The following is a 14,516-nucleotide window of genomic DNA, read 5'->3' on the forward strand; positions in this document are numbered from 1 at the left end:
TCCAGAAAAGTTTCCTGGCGTTTCGATACGTGCGCCCGAAATTCGGCCGGGCCGCCCTTACGAGAAGCCCGGGATGAATATTCAGAAAGGACCAGTCGTATGGTCAGCTTTGGCGGCATCGCCCGCAAACTATTTGGCTCCGCCAATGATCGCCGCGTGCGGTCCTTCCAGCCGAACGTCGCCGCAATCAATGCGATTGAGGAAAAGACCAAGGCGCTGTCCGACGAACAGCTCGCCGCCCAGACGGTGGAGTTCCGCAAGCTGCTCGCCGAAGGCAAGACGCTCGACGACATCCTCGTCCCGGCCTTTGCCGTCGTGCGCGAAGCATCGCGCCGCGTGCTCGGCATGCGTCCCTTCGACGTCCAGCTGATCGGCGGCATGATCCTTCATTCCAACGCCATCGCGGAAATGAAGACGGGTGAAGGCAAGACGCTGGTCGGAACGCTTCCCGTCTATCTGAACGCGCTGTCGGGCAAGGGTGTCCACGTCGTTACCGTCAACGACTACCTCGCCCAGCGCGACGCGGCCACCATGTCGCGTCTTTACAGCTTCCTCGGCCTGACCACCGGTGTCATCGTCCACGGTCTGTCGGACGAGGAACGCGCGGCGGCCTACGGCTGCGACATCACCTACGCGACCAACAACGAACTCGGCTTCGATTATCTGCGCGATAACATGAAGTACGAGAAGGGCCAGATGGTCCAGCGCGGCCACAACTACGCCATCGTCGACGAAGTGGACTCGATCCTCGTCGACGAAGCGCGCACGCCGCTGATCATCTCCGGTCCGCTCGACGACCGCTCCGATCTCTACAACACGATCGACACCTTCATCCCGCTGCTCGTCGAAAGCGACTACGAGATCGACGAAAAGCAGCGCTCGGCCAACTTCTCCGAAGAAGGCACCGAGAAGCTCGAAAATCTTCTGCGTGAAGCCGGCCTCTTGAAGGGCGGCAGCCTCTACGACATCGAGAACGTCGCGATCGTCCACCACGTCAACAACGCGCTGAAGGCCCACAAGCTCTTCACCCGCGACAAGGACTACATCGTCCGCAACGACGAGATCGTCATCATCGACGAATTCACCGGCCGCATGATGCCGGGCCGCCGTTACTCGGAAGGCCAGCACCAGGCGCTGGAAGCCAAGGAACATGTGAAGATCCAGCCTGAAAACCAGACGCTGGCGCAGATCACCTTCCAGAACTACTTCCGCATGTACGACAAGCTTGGCGGCATGACCGGCACGGCGCAGACGGAAGCGGAAGAATTCGGCAACATCTACGGTCTCGACGTCGTCGAAGTACCGACCAACCTGCCGATCCAGCGTATCGATGAGGACGACGAGGTCTACCGGACCTTCGAAGAGAAGTACAAGGCGATCATCGCCGAGATTGCCGACGCTCAGAAGCGCGGCCAGCCGGTTCTCGTTGGTACGACCTCGATCGAGAAGTCCGAACTGCTCGCCGAACTGATGCGCAAGCAGGGCTTCAACAACTTCCAGGTTCTGAACGCCCGCTACCACGAGCAGGAAGCCTATATCGTCGCCCAGGCCGGCGTGCCCGGCGCCGTCACCATCGCCACCAACATGGCGGGTCGCGGTACCGACATTCAGCTCGGCGGCAACCTCGACATGCGTGTCGAGCGTGAACTCGGCGAAGTCGAGGAAGGTCCGGAGCGCGACGCCAAGATCGAGGCGATCCGCGAAGAGATCAAGCAGCTCAAGGAAAAGGCGCTGGCCGCCGGCGGTCTCTACGTCATCGCCACCGAACGCCACGAAAGCCGCCGTATCGACAACCAGCTGCGCGGCCGTTCCGGCCGTCAGGGTGACCCCGGCCGCTCGAAGTTCTACCTTTCGCTTCAGGACGACCTGATGCGCATCTTCGGCTCGGACCGCATGGATTCGATGCTGACCAAGCTCGGTCTCAAGGAAGGCGAGGCAATCGTCCATCCCTGGATCAACAAGGCTCTGGAACGCGCGCAGAAGAAGGTCGAAGCCCGCAACTTCGACATCCGCAAGAACCTCTTGAAGTACGACGACGTTCTGAACGACCAGCGCAAGGTGGTCTTCGAACAGCGCCTCGAGCTGATGGAAGCAACCAACATCTCCGAGACCGTTTCCGACATGCGTCGCGAAGTGATCGAGGATCTGGTTCAGAAGCACATTCCCGAGCGCGCCTATGCCGAACAGTGGGATGCCGTCGGCCTCAAGGAGCAGGCCAACGCGCTCCTCAATCTCGATCTGCCGATCGAGGACTGGGTCAAGGAAGAGGGCATCGGCGAAGACGATATCCGCGAACGCCTGACGGAAGCGGCCAACGCCGTCTTCACCGAAAAGGCCGAGCGCTTCGGCGACGACATCATGCATTACGTCGAGCGTTCGATCGTCATGCAGACGCTGGACGCGCTGTGGCGCGAGCACATCGTCAATCTCGACCACCTGCGTTCCGTCGTCGGTTTCCGTGGCTACGCCCAGCGCGACCCGCTGCAGGAATACAAGTCGGAAGCCTTCGAGCTCTTCAACACGCTGCTCAACAGCCTCCGCCAGGCCGTCACCGCCCAACTGATGCGTGTCGAACTGGTGCAGCAGGAGCAGCCGGAACCGCCGGCCATGCAGGCCCACCACATCGACCCCAATACCGGCGAAGACGAGTTCGGCTCGGTCTACCAGGCATCGGAAGTCATCGTTGCGCCTGAAAACCGCAACCCCGATGACCCCGCCACCTGGGGCAAGGTCGGCCGCAACGAGGTCTGCCCCTGCGGTTCGGGCAAGAAGTACAAGCACTGCCACGGTGCCTTCGAGCAGGCCTGAGACCTGATCGAGACCTGAGATCGAAGCCCTCGCGACCGGGACGTCGCGAGGGCTTTTTCATGTGTGCGTGCTGCAAATGAGCGGAACGCGCCCACAACTTCCAATTTCATGATCCGCTCGAAATTCAGCCGCAAAACAGTCGCTTTGTTCGCCGAGCTTGCGCCGATATCAGAATTGATTTCAGGGACACGCGATGAACCGCACCGCTTGCAAGGCCCCCTATTTCAGCCAGTGGGAAACGGCGTCGATGACGCTCTCCGTGCTGGAGCGCGGCGCTTCCGCCTTGCTCGATGATCCGCTCTGGCAGCGATCCGGCGCCGAAACGGTCGAGGAATATGCGCGCTGGTCCGTCAACATCTGCGGCATGGCCTGCCTGAAGATGATCCTCGCCGCCAGGGGCGAAGACCACCGCATCATCGACCTCGCACGCGGCTGCACCCGCTTCGGCGGCTATGTCGTCAACGAGGAAGACCAGTCGATCAAGGGGCTGATCTACGCACCCTTCGTCACCTATGTCGGCGAAACCTTCGGCCTCGACGCGAAAACGATCACCGGCCTTCAGACACCAGATATCGCCGATGTCCTTAAGGACAACGCCTTCTTCATCGCCTCTGTTAACAGCCAGATCCGCTGGCCCGACCGCCAGCCGCCCTCAAAAGGCGGCCACCTCGTGCTGGTGACGGCGGCAAGCGCAGATACCATCCGCTTCCACAACCCATCCGGCCATGACGAAGCCAGCCAGGCCGACGTCGAGCTGCCGATCGAGATCTTCGACCGCTTCTTCGCCAATCGCGGCGTTGCCATCAGGCTCGACCAATAACAACAATCCAAGGGGACCCATCCGCCATGCCGACACAGCCCGCCCGCCCAACATCGTCGCGCCCGCGCATCGCCGTCCTCTTCGGCGGCCGCTCGCCGGAGCACGATGTCTCGATCCTCTCGGCGACCAATGTCGTGGCAGCGCTTGACGCCGAGCGCTACGACGTTCTGCCGATCTTCGTGACCAGGGAAGGACAATGGCGGCTTCTGCCGAAGGGCACCACGCTGTCTTCAGCCGCCAAGGTCGAGGAAGCCGTCGAGGTCAGCCTTCTGCCCGGCGGCCAGGGCCGCATGCTCGCCATCCCGCAAGGCGCGCAGCCTTACGAAGTCCCCGCGATCGACGTCCTCTTTCCCGTTCTGCATGGAATGCATGGCGAGGACGGCTCGATCCAGGGCCTGGCATCCGTCGCCCGCCTGCCGCTCGCCGGCTGCGGCCTGCTCGGATCGGTGACCGCGATCGACAAGGACATCGCCAAGCGCCTGCTCCGGGAAGCCAGCCTGCCGGTGGCGAAAGCGCTCTGCATCGAAGAAGACAGCGTTCCCTCCTTCGAAACCGCCTCGCGCCAACTCGGCCTGCCGCTCTTCATCAAGCCCGCCCGCCAGGGTTCGTCGGTCGGCGTCAGCAAGGTCAGGACACCAGAGGATTTCGCCGCCGCGCTTGCTGAGGGCTTCAAGCACGACAGCAAGCTTCTCGCCGAGGAATTCATCGCCGGCCGCGAGATCGAGTTCAGCGTGCTTGAGCACGCGAATGGCGAAATCACCGTCTCTTTGCCCGGCGAAATCGCGCCCGCCGAAAGTCACGGTTTTTACAGCTACGAAGCGAAGTATATCGATGAGGCAGGTGCAGCACTCCGCGTGCCCGCGCAGCTGCCGAAGGAGACCGAGGACGAACTGCGCAAGACCGCGCGCCAGGCCTTCAAGGCGCTCGGCTGCGACGGCATGGCCCGCGTCGATTTCTTCCTGATGCAAGACATGTCCTTCGTGGTCAACGAGCTCAACACCATCCCCGGCTTCACCAATATCAGCATGTACGCCAAGGCGATGGCCGCATCGGGCGTCAGCTACGCCGAGGTGCTGGATGTCCTGATAGACAGGGCGTTGACGCGCGGCGGCGGCTGAGGCCTTGAGTTGGGGACAGGTTAAGCCTGAGGGCCTCGTCACAACCGTTTCTTAACCGTGTCATGCCACTACTCTAGGCACGATTTGCCAGAGAGTTTTGCGTGTCCATTATGGCGGTCATCGAGACGGCGGAGAAGATGCTACCGGCGAGCCTGCGTCCTGCGGGCGGTCGCCTTCTTCGCATGCTCGGCGATATCATGACCAGACGCGGCGAAAAGGCCGCCGCACAGCGCATGGCGCTGACGGCATTCGCCATCCGCGTCATCAGCGCCGCCCTCGCCTTTCTCTCGCAGATCATCCTTGCCCGCCTGATGGGCGAGTACGAATACGGCATCTTCGTCTTCGTCTGGGTGCTGATCGTTCTCTTCGGCGATCTCTCCTGCCTCGGCTTCCACACCGCCATCGTCCGCTTCCTGCCGCAGTACAAGGCATCGGGCGCCTTCGAGGAAATCCGCGGACTGACCGGCACTGCCCGGATCTTTGGCCTGCTGTCCGGCACCGCGGTGCTCGCTATCGGCATGATCGGCCTGCACCTCTTCGGCGATCGCATCCAGAGCTACTATGTCGTGCCGATCTTCCTCGGCCTGCTCGCCATGCCGATGATCGCGCTGGGCGACATATTGGAAGGCACCTCGCGCGCCAACCACTGGCCCGTCATGGCGCTGAGCCCCGTCTATATCATCCGCCCGATCCTGATCATCACCTGCATGCTTGTCGCGATCGGCCTCGGCGCGCCGCACACGGCCGTCACCGCCATGCAGGCGGCGCTGGTCGCAACCTACCTCACCGCACTCGGCCAGTATGTGGCGACCCTCATTCGCCTGCGCCGGCACTATCACCAGGGTCCGAGCAAGATCGATTTCCTGAGCTGGCTAAGCGTTGCCTTTCCGATCTTCCTGATCGAGGGCGTCAGCTTCCTGTTGACGAATTCCGACGTCGTCGTCGTCGGCATTTTCCTGGAGCCGCACGAAGTCGCCATCTACTTCGCCGCCGCGAAAACCATGGCGCTGGTCCATTTCATCAATTTCTCGGTCAAGGCTGCATCCGGCCCGCGCTTTTCCAGCATCATCGCCGAAGGCAGCCGCGCCGAGCTCGCCGCCGCCGCCTTCGATGCCGCCCGATGGACCTTCTGGCCGGCGCTGGCGGTCGGCCTCGTGGTGCTCGCTGCCGGTCATGTGCTGCTGTCGCTCTTCGGCGGCGCCTTTACGGCGGGCTATGTGCTGATGGCGATCCTGCTTGCCGGCATTCTCGCCAAGGCGCTGGTAGGCCCTGCCGAAACGCTGCTGATGATGGCCGGAAAGCAGAATATCTGCGTCGCGCTCTATGCCGGCGCGCTGACTTCAAACGTCACCCTCAACATTCTCCTCATCCCCCATTTCGGCATCGAGGGCGCGGCGATCGCCACGGCCTCCGCCATGGGCGTCGAGGCCGTGCTCTTGCATCTCGCAGTCCGCCGCACGCTCGGCATCGCCCTCTTCGCCTTCGCCAGACCGGCCAGCGCCGGCAACGATATGGAAGCCTGACAGTATGGTGCGTAATCCCCCCGGAACTCAGACCACGGACTCGACCGCCAACCGCATGGTCCACGAGCTGGCATCGCTGGAATTCGATGCACCGCAGGCCGAAGCCCGCGTCGAGATCGGCCGCCCCGGCCGCGAGCTCTGCGTTTACTCCGGCAAGCTCGGCTACGACCTGCAGGACGAACTGGATTTCCTTTCCAACCGCGCGCTGGAACCAAACGTCTTCTTCACCGGCCGCTTCCTGGCGCCCGCCATGCCGCGCCTCGACGACCGCGAGGTCAATTTCGCGCTGCTGCGCGACCAGAACGAGACCCGCAGCCGCCTGCGCGTGCTGATGCCGTTCTCGGTCGAGAAGCCCGGCTTCGCCGTCGGCCCCTCGATCATCCGTGTCTGGGCAAACAGCTTCGCGCCATTGGGCACGCCGCTACTCGACGGCGAGGATGCCGCCGAAACGCTCGACAATTTCCTCGAGGGTCTCACCGCCCGCGACCTGCGCATGCCCGGCATCCTGGTGCTGCCGGATCTGCGCCTCAACGGCATCTTCGCCCGCATGATCCGCGCCGTCGCCATCGGCCGCAACCTGCCGATCACGACCACCAACCCCTATCTGCGCCCGATGCTGCAGAGCGACGAGGACGCCGTCGCCTATCTGCGCCAGTCGGTCTCCTCCTCCCACATGCGCGAGATGCGCCGGCAATGGCGGCTGCTCGAGGAGAAGGGCACCGTCGTCTACAACGTCGCCCGCCAGCCGCGCGACATCCATATGCGCTTCGAGGAGTTCCTGGCGCTCGAAGCCGGCGGCTGGAAGGGCAAGAAGCGCAGCGCCCTCGTCACCGACCGCCTGCACATGGCCTTTGCCCGCGAGGCGATCTCCAACCTGGCCGCCGTCGACGCCGTGCGTATCCACTCGATCGACTTCAACGGCAAGTCCATCGCCTCCACCGTCGTCCTGATGATGGGGGGCGAGGCCTACACCTGGAAGACCGCCTATGACGAGGCATACGCCCGCTATTCGCCGGGCAAGCTCTTGATGGGCGAACTCACCGAATGGCACCTTGACGACGCCAACATCGTCCGCTCTGACTCTTGCGCCGTCCCCGACCATCCGATCATGAGCCGTTTCTGGCAGGAGCGCGAAGAGATGGGCACCGTCGTCATCGGCCTCAACCAAAACGCCGACCGCGACGTCCGCCAAGTCGCCACCCAGCTCCACCTCTACAGCAGCACCCGCAATGTCGCGAAGATGCTGCGACAGAAGATCCTGTCGCTGGCTGGGCGGGGGTGAGAGGCCCCATCTGATGCCGGCAGTAAGCCGTCGTTGACGTCGTGCCGTGAGATACCCCCCTCTGCCCTGCCGGGCATCTCCCCCACAGGTGGGGAGATCGGCTAGACGCCCCCGCTCGCTCCTACCTCGAGGTTTCGTGACGACCTCTCCACGAGTCGATCTCCCCCCTTGTGGGGGAGATGCCCGGCAGGGCAGAGGGGGGTGCCACACGGCACAAGGGAAACCAGACGATGAAAACGCCGCCGCCAACGTGCAGTAATGGCGCCAGCCCCTCAGAAATCACAGGACGTCTTGCAACTGTGCCTCGCCGTCGTGCAGGAAGCACGCCTTGTTGAACAGGCCGAAATCGACGAAGTTCGGAAGGCGTACGTCGGCAATATCGGGAAGGCGCTTTTCCGCAGCTTCGAATGACCTGTCTATCTGCGAAATGAACCCCAAAACAACACCGGTCTCCCGTGCGAAATTCCCGAGGGACTGCAACTGCTCCGAGAGAGCAGCCTTGCTTCGCTGTTGGTCGAGCAGCTGAAGGTAATCGATAACCGCGATTGTTCCCGGCTTTGATCCCACCATGTATGTCGTGATGTAGTCGGCGCTGATCTCATCTGACGTGGATACCTCAATTCGATCGGCAACAACGCCGCTCGCCTCATCAAGCATTCTCAAGCGCCTTCGGGCCTGCTCCTCCGTGAATTCAAGCGTAAACAACATGGCCCGGCGGCCACTGCGAGCCGCATCCATCAGAAGTTTAAGGCCAAGCATGGTCTTGCCGTGCCCGGGGCGCCCCGCAAGCAGCAACAGATCTCCATGTTCCAATCGGGACAATACTGTTTCGGAAAGCGGTCCCGAAGACATGCTGGCTGACAGCAGGCTCCACCTCGCAAAGCCCTCGTCTCGGGCGATCTGGTCCAATGCTTCGTTAAGCGCAATGCCATCGTTGCGCGCCATCAATTTGGCCCGCCGTTTAAGCTGAAATATCGGTGCCGAAAGCTTCATTACAAACCTCCATCACGAGCCGAACCGCAACCCCTCCTTATGCGATGCTCGAACAGATGGTTCGATGAATGGCGTCACCCTGCATGTGAGATGCTTTCCCGAAAGGAGGGAGGAGGCTTGGGTCCAGCCTGTGGCCAGACGCTAGCGAGTTGCGTGATTCGCGGCAAGCGCCACTCAGCGCATTGCCGCCACTCTACCCCTCACCCACCGCCCGCTCCCGCAGCATCCGCCGGATCACCTTCCCCGACGTCGTCAGCGGCAGCGCGTCGACGAACGCCACCTCGCGCGGATATTCGTGCATCGACAGCCGCATCTTCACCCAGTCGCGGATCTCCGCCGCCAGCGCGTCGCTTGCCGCAAATCCTGGCGCCAAAACCACATAGGCCTTGACGATCTCGGTGCGCAGCGCGTCGGGCTTGCCGACCGCCGCCGCCATCTGCACGGCGGGGTGCCCGCTCAGACAGTCCTCGATCTCGGCCGGGCCGATGCGGTAGCCGGATGAGGTGATGACGTCGTCGTCGCGGCCGAGGAAAGTGACGTAGCCGTCTTCGTCCTCTCGCCCGAGATCGCCGGTCAGCAGCCAGTCGCCGGCGAATTTGCGCGCGGTCGCATCCGCGTCGTTCCAATAGCCGAGAAACATCACCGGATCGGGCCGCGCGATCGCGATCTGGCCGACCGCGCCCGGCGGCAGCACCGCGCCGGCCTCGTCGACGATCGCCACCCTATGCCCCGGCACAGCCTTGCCGATCGCCCCCGGCTTGCTCACGCCAAGCGCGGCATTCGAGGAGAGCACGAAATTGCACTCCGTCTGCCCGTAGAATTCGTTGACATTGATGCCAAGCGTGCGGCTCGCCCAATCATGCGTCTCCGCCCCCAGCGCCTCCCCGGCGGCGCCGATGGTGCGCAGCTTGAGATCGTATCGCTGACGCGGATCGGGCACGGATTTCATCAGCCGCAAGGCCGTCGGCGGAATGAAGCCATTGCGGACCTTCATCTCGGCCATGATCCTGTAGGCCATGTCGGCATCGAATTTCTGCGCCGGCGAAGAGACCACGGGCACGCCGAGCATCAGGCTCGGCAGCAGCGCGTTGAGCAGCCCGCCGGCCCATGCCCAGTCCGACGGCGTCCATATCCGGTCGCCCGGTTGCGGAAAATTCTCATGCGCGAACTGGATGCCCGGAATATGGCCGGCCAGCACCCTGTGCCCATGCAGCGCTCCCTTCGGCGCGCCCGTGGTGCCCGAGGTGAAGATCATCAGCGCCGGCTCGTCCGGCCCGGTCGGCGGCACGTCGAAGCTGGGCGCATGGCGCTCGACAAGGCTGCCGAAGGAGATGACGCCATTGCTGTCGTCAGAAGCGTCGACGCTGATCACCGTCCGGAGGTCCGGCAGCCGGTCGCGGATTTCATGGATACGCTGGAGGCCGAAACCGTTGGTCACGACGGCGGCCGCACTCGATGTCTTCAGCCGATATTCAAGCGCTTCGACGCCGAAGAGCAGCGCCAGCGGCACCGCGATCGCGCCCATCTTGTAGATCGCCATATGGGCAATCACCGTCTCGAAGGACTGCGGCAGAAGCAGCGCCACCCGATCGCCTTTTCTCAAACCGAGCGTAACGAGCCCATTGGCAAGCGAGGCCGAGCGCGCCGCAAGCGCGCCATAGGTCAATGAGAGATGATCGCCATCCGGGCTGAAATGCTGAAGACAGATCCGCCCCGGCTCGTGCGCCGCCCAATCGTCCGAGCACACCCGGCCGATGTTGAAATCCTCGGGGATCGTCCAGGCGAAATCGCGGTAGAGATCGTCATAGCGAGCGCGCGGCGGCAGCTTCATGGGCGCAGGATCATCGGTAGTTTCTCGGTCGTGATCTTAGATCAAAGGGGCAAAGTCCGGTTATGCTGCAGCAGCTAACACCCTGGGCGCGGCTCACGCAAGCGTGAAGCCCGGATCGCCCTTCCCACCCCAGGGAACGCGTGGTTGTTTGCTGCAGCCGCTGCCAATCTGGCGGGTACCGCCCTAGATAGGGGTAGCGCCAGGGTTTCTTTTCTCATCACGGAGCGATTTCATGGAATACGTCAAATTCGGCGGCACCGGCCTCGAAGTTTCGAAGATCTGCCTGGGCTGCATGACCTTCGGCGAGCCCGGCCGCGGCAATCACAGCTGGACGCAGGCCGAGGAGCCGAGCCGGGCGCTGATCAGGCAGGCGCTCGAAGCCGGCATCAATTTCCTCGACACCGCCAACACCTATTCCGACGGCTCGTCCGAGGAAATCGTCGGCCGTGCGATCAGGGATTTTTCGCGGCGCGACGAGATCGTGCTCGCCACCAAGGTCTTCAACCGCATGCGCCTAGGCCCGAACGGCGCAGGCCTGTCGCGCAAGGCGATCTTCGACGAGATCGACAACAGCCTGAAGCGCCTCGGCACCGATTATGTTGACCTCTACCAGATCCACCGCTTCGATCCGACGACGCCGATCGAGGAGACGCTGGAGGCGCTGCATGATGTCGTGAAGGCAGGCAAGGCGCGCTACATCGGCGCTTCGTCCATGCATGCCTGGCAGTTCGCCAAGATGATCTACACCTCAAGGGCCAATGGCTGGACGCCATTCGTCAGCATGCAGGACCACCTGAACCTGCTCTACCGCGAAGAAGAGCGCGAGATGCTGCCCTTCTGCCAAGACCAGAAGATCGCCGTCATCCCCTGGAGCCCGCTGGCGCGCGGCCGCCTGACCCGCGACTATGACGAAAAGACCGCCCGCAGCGAGACCGACGAGTTCGGCAAGACGCTCTACCAGCAGGCCGAGGACGCGGACCGCGCGATCATCGGCAAGGTCGGCGATCTCGCCAAGAAGCACGGCGTCTCCCGCGCCCAGATCGCCACCGCCTGGATCCTGCAGAAAAGCGCCGTTACCGCCCCGATCATCGGCGCCTCGAAATCCGGTCATATCGACGACGCCGTCGGCGCTCTCTCGGTCAAGCTCTCGGCCGAGGATATCGCTGCGCTGGAAGAGCCCTACGTGCCGCACCGCGTCGAGGGCTTCAAGTAAGGTCCCCGGACACCCGGCTGCCCCCGGAGGCAGCCGGGTGTCCACTTCAAGATATCGCCCCTTGAGGATATCACCATGACCGTCATCCCCTTCGAGGCCCGCCGCTTCCGCTCGACGGCCGCCTATTACACCCGCTACCGCGTGCCCTATCCGGACGAGCTGATTGCCCGCGTCGTAGAGCGCGCCGGCCTGCAGACAGGCGAACGCCTGCTCGACCTCGGCTGCGGCCCCGGCCAGCTCGGCATCGCCTTCGCCCGCATGACAGGCGCAAAGGTCACCGGCATCGACCCCGAACCGGAGATGCTGGAGACGGCACGCGCCGATGCCGATTTGGCCGGTGTCACCGTCGATTTCGTCCAGGGCTCGTCCTACGATCTCGGCGCGTCGCTTGCGCCGCTGAAGATGACCGTCATGGGCCGCTCCTTCCACTGGATGGACCGTCCGGCGACACTCACGGCACTCGACGCGATCACCGTCGACGACGGTTGCGTCGTGCTCTTCGGCGATCGCCACATAGCCTCCACGCCCGATTGGCGCGCCGCCGTCAACGCGCTGTCGGAAACCTTCGCGCCGGACCGCAACGCCGACCGCGAGCGCCGCAAGGGCCCGGATTGGGTCGCGCATGAAACGGTCCTGCTGCAATCGCTCTTCAGCCATCTCGAGCGGATCGGCATTATCAGCGAACGCCAGCTGACCGCGGACGACATCATCGGCCGCGCCTTCTCGACCTCGGTCACCTCGCCGGAAACGCTGGGAGACAAGGCGGAAGCGTTCAAGACCGAGCTCCGCGCCGCCCTGGCAAGGCTTTCGCCAGATGGCCGCTTTGCCGAGACGGTCGAGATCAGCGGCCTGATCGCCCGTCGCGGCTAATTATTAGCCGGCGAAAGAGCGTCGCGCGTCGTGAACAGGAAATTGTCAGATAGCTCCCGGCTCTCCACCGCGCGCGCCAGAATGACGGCACCCATCATCGCCGACAGCGTCGTGAACCCCTTGGCGCGGCGCTCTTGCGCGCTATCACCGGGCACGATCTCGGAGAGTATATCGACCAGCGCCGACAGCCCGTCATTGAAGGTCGAGCGCACGGCACCTTGGCTGCGACTGACCTCCTGCACCAGCGAGGCGAAGACGCAGCTGCCGCCGGGATCGTCGACGCTGCAACGCGAGAGATAATGATTGAGGAGCGCATCGAGCGGCGCGTCAGGGGCGCCTGCTATGATCTCGTTCCAGCGGAACTTCACCCGCTCGATCAGCGCCCGGCTGACCTCGAGCGCCAGATCTTCCTTCGACTGGAAATGCCCGTAGAAGCCGCCATGGGTCAGCCCCGCGGCCTTCATGATCTCGGCCACGCCCGTCGATTCGAACCCCTTCTCGCGAAACAGCACGCCCGCGACACCGAGGATCTTCTCCCGGTTTTCCGCGAATTTCTCTCGGCTGACACGCATAAAAAGGCTCCTAAAAAACACCGCTTGACAATTTATATGACGCGCATCATCAATAATCAACAATGATGATGACCATCATCTAAGCATTTGTATTAGCCTCCGGCAACATCATACGGAATAGCCCCATGGTCTCCACCGCACTTGCCTCCACGCTGGCGCGGCGCAACATCCACTACGGATGGGTCGTCGTCGCCACCACCTTTCTCACCATGCTGGTCACCGCAGGCGCCATGGGCGCGCCGGGCGTGCTGATCAAGCCGCTGCAGGACGAGTTCGGCTGGGAGACCTCGCAGATCTCGTCGGCGCTCGCCGTCCGCCTGCTGCTTTTCGGCCTGATGGGACCCTTCTCGGCCGCCTTCATGAATTATTTCGGCGTCCGCAAGGTCATCGTCTTCGCCATGATCCTGATCTCAAGCGGCTTCGTCGGCTCGCTGTTCATGACCGAGATCTGGCAGTTGCTGCTGCTCTGGGGCATCGTCGTCGGCCTCGGCACCGGCCTCACCGCCATGGTGCTCGCCGCCACCGTCTCGGCCCGCTGGTTCACCAAGCATCGCGGCCTCGTCGTCGGCATGCTGTCTGCGAGCTCCGCCACCGGCCAGCTGGTCTTCCTGCCCTTGATGGCGCAGCTGACGGAGAGCTACGGCTGGCGCGCCACCGTCTTCTTCGTCTGCGGCATGATCCTTTTCGCGGCGCTGGTCGTGCTCGCCTTCATGCGCGACCGCCCGTCGGATCTCAACCTCCCCTCCTTCGGAGAGGACCGCGTCACCCCTCCGCCTGCGCAAACGGGCGGCCTGCTCACCATGCTCGCAGCCCCGATCGTCGTCCTCAAGGAAGTCTCGAAGACCTCGACCTTCTGGATCCTGTTTGCCACCTTCTTCATCTGCGGCCTGAGCACGAATGGCCTGATCCAGACACATTTCGTCACGCTCTGCGGTGATTTCGGCATCCTGCCGGTGGCCGCCGCGAGCGTGCTCGCCGTCATGGGCATCTTCGATTTCTTCGGCACGATCGGCTCCGGCTGGCTGTCGGACCGTTTCGACAATCGCTGGCTGCTCTTCTGGTATTACGGCCTGCGCGGACTATCGCTGCTCTTCCTGCCGTTCAGCGATTTCTCCTTCTACGGCCTGTCGATCTTCGCCGTCTTCTACGGGCTGGACTGGATCGCCACCGTGCCGCCGACGGTAAAGCTCGCCGCCGAACGCTTCGGCAAGGAGAAGGTCGGCATCGTCTTCGGCTGGGTCTTCACCGGCCACCAGCTGGGCGCCGCCACTGCTGCTTATGGTGCGGGCCTGTCGCGCACCGAGCTGCAGAGCTACCTGCCCGCCTTCTTCATCGCCGGCGCCTTCTGCCTGCTCGCCTCCATCCTGGCGATCACGATCAAGAAATCCGGCCTCCCCACCCCGGCCGTCTCCGTCGCCCACTGAAGACATCCTTCCGGCCGAGCCCATTCGGCCGGAAGCCCCACGAAATCAGCCCGATACCCGCA

General features: G+C 63.3%; 11 protein-coding genes. 8 read left to right on the top strand and 3 right to left on the bottom strand.

Annotated elements, in window-relative coordinates:
* The first annotated feature begins 99 nt into the window (after positions 1-99).
* From secA to QTL96_RS29340, 5 genes are all read left to right on the top strand, one after another.
* Positions 100-2,808 (top strand): preprotein translocase subunit SecA, encoded by a 2,709-nt coding sequence (gene secA / locus QTL96_RS29320; RefSeq protein ID WP_289730220.1) that lies wholly within the window; start codon positions 100-102, stop codon positions 2,806-2,808.
* 193 nt (positions 2,809-3,001) lie between these two features.
* Complete coding sequence (locus QTL96_RS29325; RefSeq protein ID WP_289730221.1) at positions 3,002-3,628, top strand: C39 family peptidase; 627 nt, start codon at positions 3,002-3,004, stop codon at positions 3,626-3,628.
* A gap of 26 nt (positions 3,629-3,654) precedes the next feature.
* Positions 3,655-4,746 (top strand): D-alanine--D-alanine ligase family protein, encoded by a 1,092-nt coding sequence (locus QTL96_RS29330; RefSeq protein ID WP_289730222.1) that lies wholly within the window; start codon positions 3,655-3,657, stop codon positions 4,744-4,746.
* Positions 4,747-4,856: 110 nt separating this feature from the next.
* Positions 4,857-6,269, top strand: coding sequence for an oligosaccharide flippase family protein (locus QTL96_RS29335; RefSeq protein WP_289730445.1), 1,413 nt, complete (start codon positions 4,857-4,859; stop codon positions 6,267-6,269).
* Between the two features lie 4 nt (positions 6,270-6,273).
* Positions 6,274-7,551 carry a GNAT family N-acetyltransferase gene (locus QTL96_RS29340; protein ID WP_289730223.1) on the top strand — a complete coding sequence of 426 codons (1,278 nt, stop codon included), beginning with the start codon at positions 6,274-6,276 and terminating at the stop codon, positions 7,549-7,551.
* A gap of 279 nt (positions 7,552-7,830) precedes the next feature.
* Here QTL96_RS29340 and QTL96_RS29345 read toward each other — a convergent pair whose 3' ends face one another.
* The gene (locus QTL96_RS29345) at positions 7,831-8,544 is read right to left on the bottom strand and encodes a DNA helicase (RefSeq protein WP_289730224.1); all 714 of its coding nucleotides are present in this window, start codon (positions 8,542-8,544) and stop codon (positions 7,831-7,833) included.
* A 193-nt stretch (positions 8,545-8,737) separates the two neighbouring features.
* Positions 8,738-10,375: an AMP-binding protein gene (locus tag QTL96_RS29350; RefSeq protein WP_289730225.1), complete on the bottom strand. Its 1,638-nt coding sequence runs from the start codon at positions 10,373-10,375 to the stop codon at positions 8,738-8,740.
* Positions 10,376-10,607: 232 nt separating this feature from the next.
* On the opposite strand from QTL96_RS29350, the gene QTL96_RS29355 reads away from it, so the two are divergent.
* Positions 10,608-11,588, top strand: coding sequence for an aldo/keto reductase (locus QTL96_RS29355; RefSeq protein ID WP_289730226.1), 981 nt, complete (start codon positions 10,608-10,610; stop codon positions 11,586-11,588).
* 75 nt (positions 11,589-11,663) lie between these two features.
* Positions 11,664-12,458: a class I SAM-dependent methyltransferase gene (locus tag QTL96_RS29360; RefSeq protein WP_289730227.1), complete on the top strand. Its 795-nt coding sequence runs from the start codon at positions 11,664-11,666 to the stop codon at positions 12,456-12,458.
* Here the strand turns inward: QTL96_RS29360 and QTL96_RS29365 are convergent.
* Positions 12,455-13,030: a TetR/AcrR family transcriptional regulator gene (locus tag QTL96_RS29365; RefSeq protein ID WP_289730228.1), complete on the bottom strand. Its 576-nt coding sequence runs from the start codon at positions 13,028-13,030 to the stop codon at positions 12,455-12,457. The two genes, QTL96_RS29360 and QTL96_RS29365, sit on opposite strands and share 4 nt — an antisense overlap.
* 125 nt (positions 13,031-13,155) lie before the next feature.
* Here QTL96_RS29365 and QTL96_RS29370 point away from each other — a divergent pair, with 125 nt between their 5' ends.
* On the top strand, positions 13,156-14,454 hold the full coding sequence (locus tag QTL96_RS29370; RefSeq protein WP_289730229.1) for an MFS transporter: 1,299 nt from the start codon (positions 13,156-13,158) through the stop codon (positions 14,452-14,454).
* The last annotated feature ends 62 nt before the right edge of the window (positions 14,455-14,516 follow it).

Source organism: Rhizobium sp. S163, from assembly GCF_030380805.1.
Classification (GTDB): Bacteria; Pseudomonadota; Alphaproteobacteria; order Rhizobiales; family Rhizobiaceae; genus Rhizobium.

What these genes read in the sequence shown, in the direction of transcription:
- QTL96_RS29335 (WP_289730445.1), top strand. Translation starts at nt 4,857, where the DNA reads ATGGCGGTCATCGAGACGGCGGAGAAGATGCTACCGGCGAGCCTGCGT.
- QTL96_RS29330 (WP_289730222.1), top strand. Translation starts at nt 3,655, where the DNA reads ATGCCGACACAGCCCGCCCGCCCAACATCGTCGCGCCCGCGCATCGCC.
- QTL96_RS29325 (WP_289730221.1), top strand. Translation starts at nt 3,002, where the DNA reads ATGAACCGCACCGCTTGCAAGGCCCCCTATTTCAGCCAGTGGGAAACG.
- QTL96_RS29365 (WP_289730228.1), bottom strand. Translation starts at nt 13,030, where the DNA reads ATGCGTGTCAGCCGAGAGAAATTCGCGGAAAACCGGGAGAAGATCCTC.
- QTL96_RS29355 (WP_289730226.1), top strand. Translation starts at nt 10,608, where the DNA reads ATGGAATACGTCAAATTCGGCGGCACCGGCCTCGAAGTTTCGAAGATC.
- QTL96_RS29370 (WP_289730229.1), top strand. Translation starts at nt 13,156, where the DNA reads ATGGTCTCCACCGCACTTGCCTCCACGCTGGCGCGGCGCAACATCCAC.
- QTL96_RS29360 (WP_289730227.1), top strand. Translation starts at nt 11,664, where the DNA reads ATGACCGTCATCCCCTTCGAGGCCCGCCGCTTCCGCTCGACGGCCGCC.
- QTL96_RS29350 (WP_289730225.1), bottom strand. Translation starts at nt 10,375, where the DNA reads ATGAAGCTGCCGCCGCGCGCTCGCTATGACGATCTCTACCGCGATTTC.
- QTL96_RS29340 (WP_289730223.1), top strand. Translation starts at nt 6,274, where the DNA reads ATGGTGCGTAATCCCCCCGGAACTCAGACCACGGACTCGACCGCCAAC.
- secA (WP_289730220.1), top strand. Translation starts at nt 100, where the DNA reads ATGGTCAGCTTTGGCGGCATCGCCCGCAAACTATTTGGCTCCGCCAAT.
- QTL96_RS29345 (WP_289730224.1), bottom strand. Translation starts at nt 8,544, where the DNA reads ATGAAGCTTTCGGCACCGATATTTCAGCTTAAACGGCGGGCCAAATTG.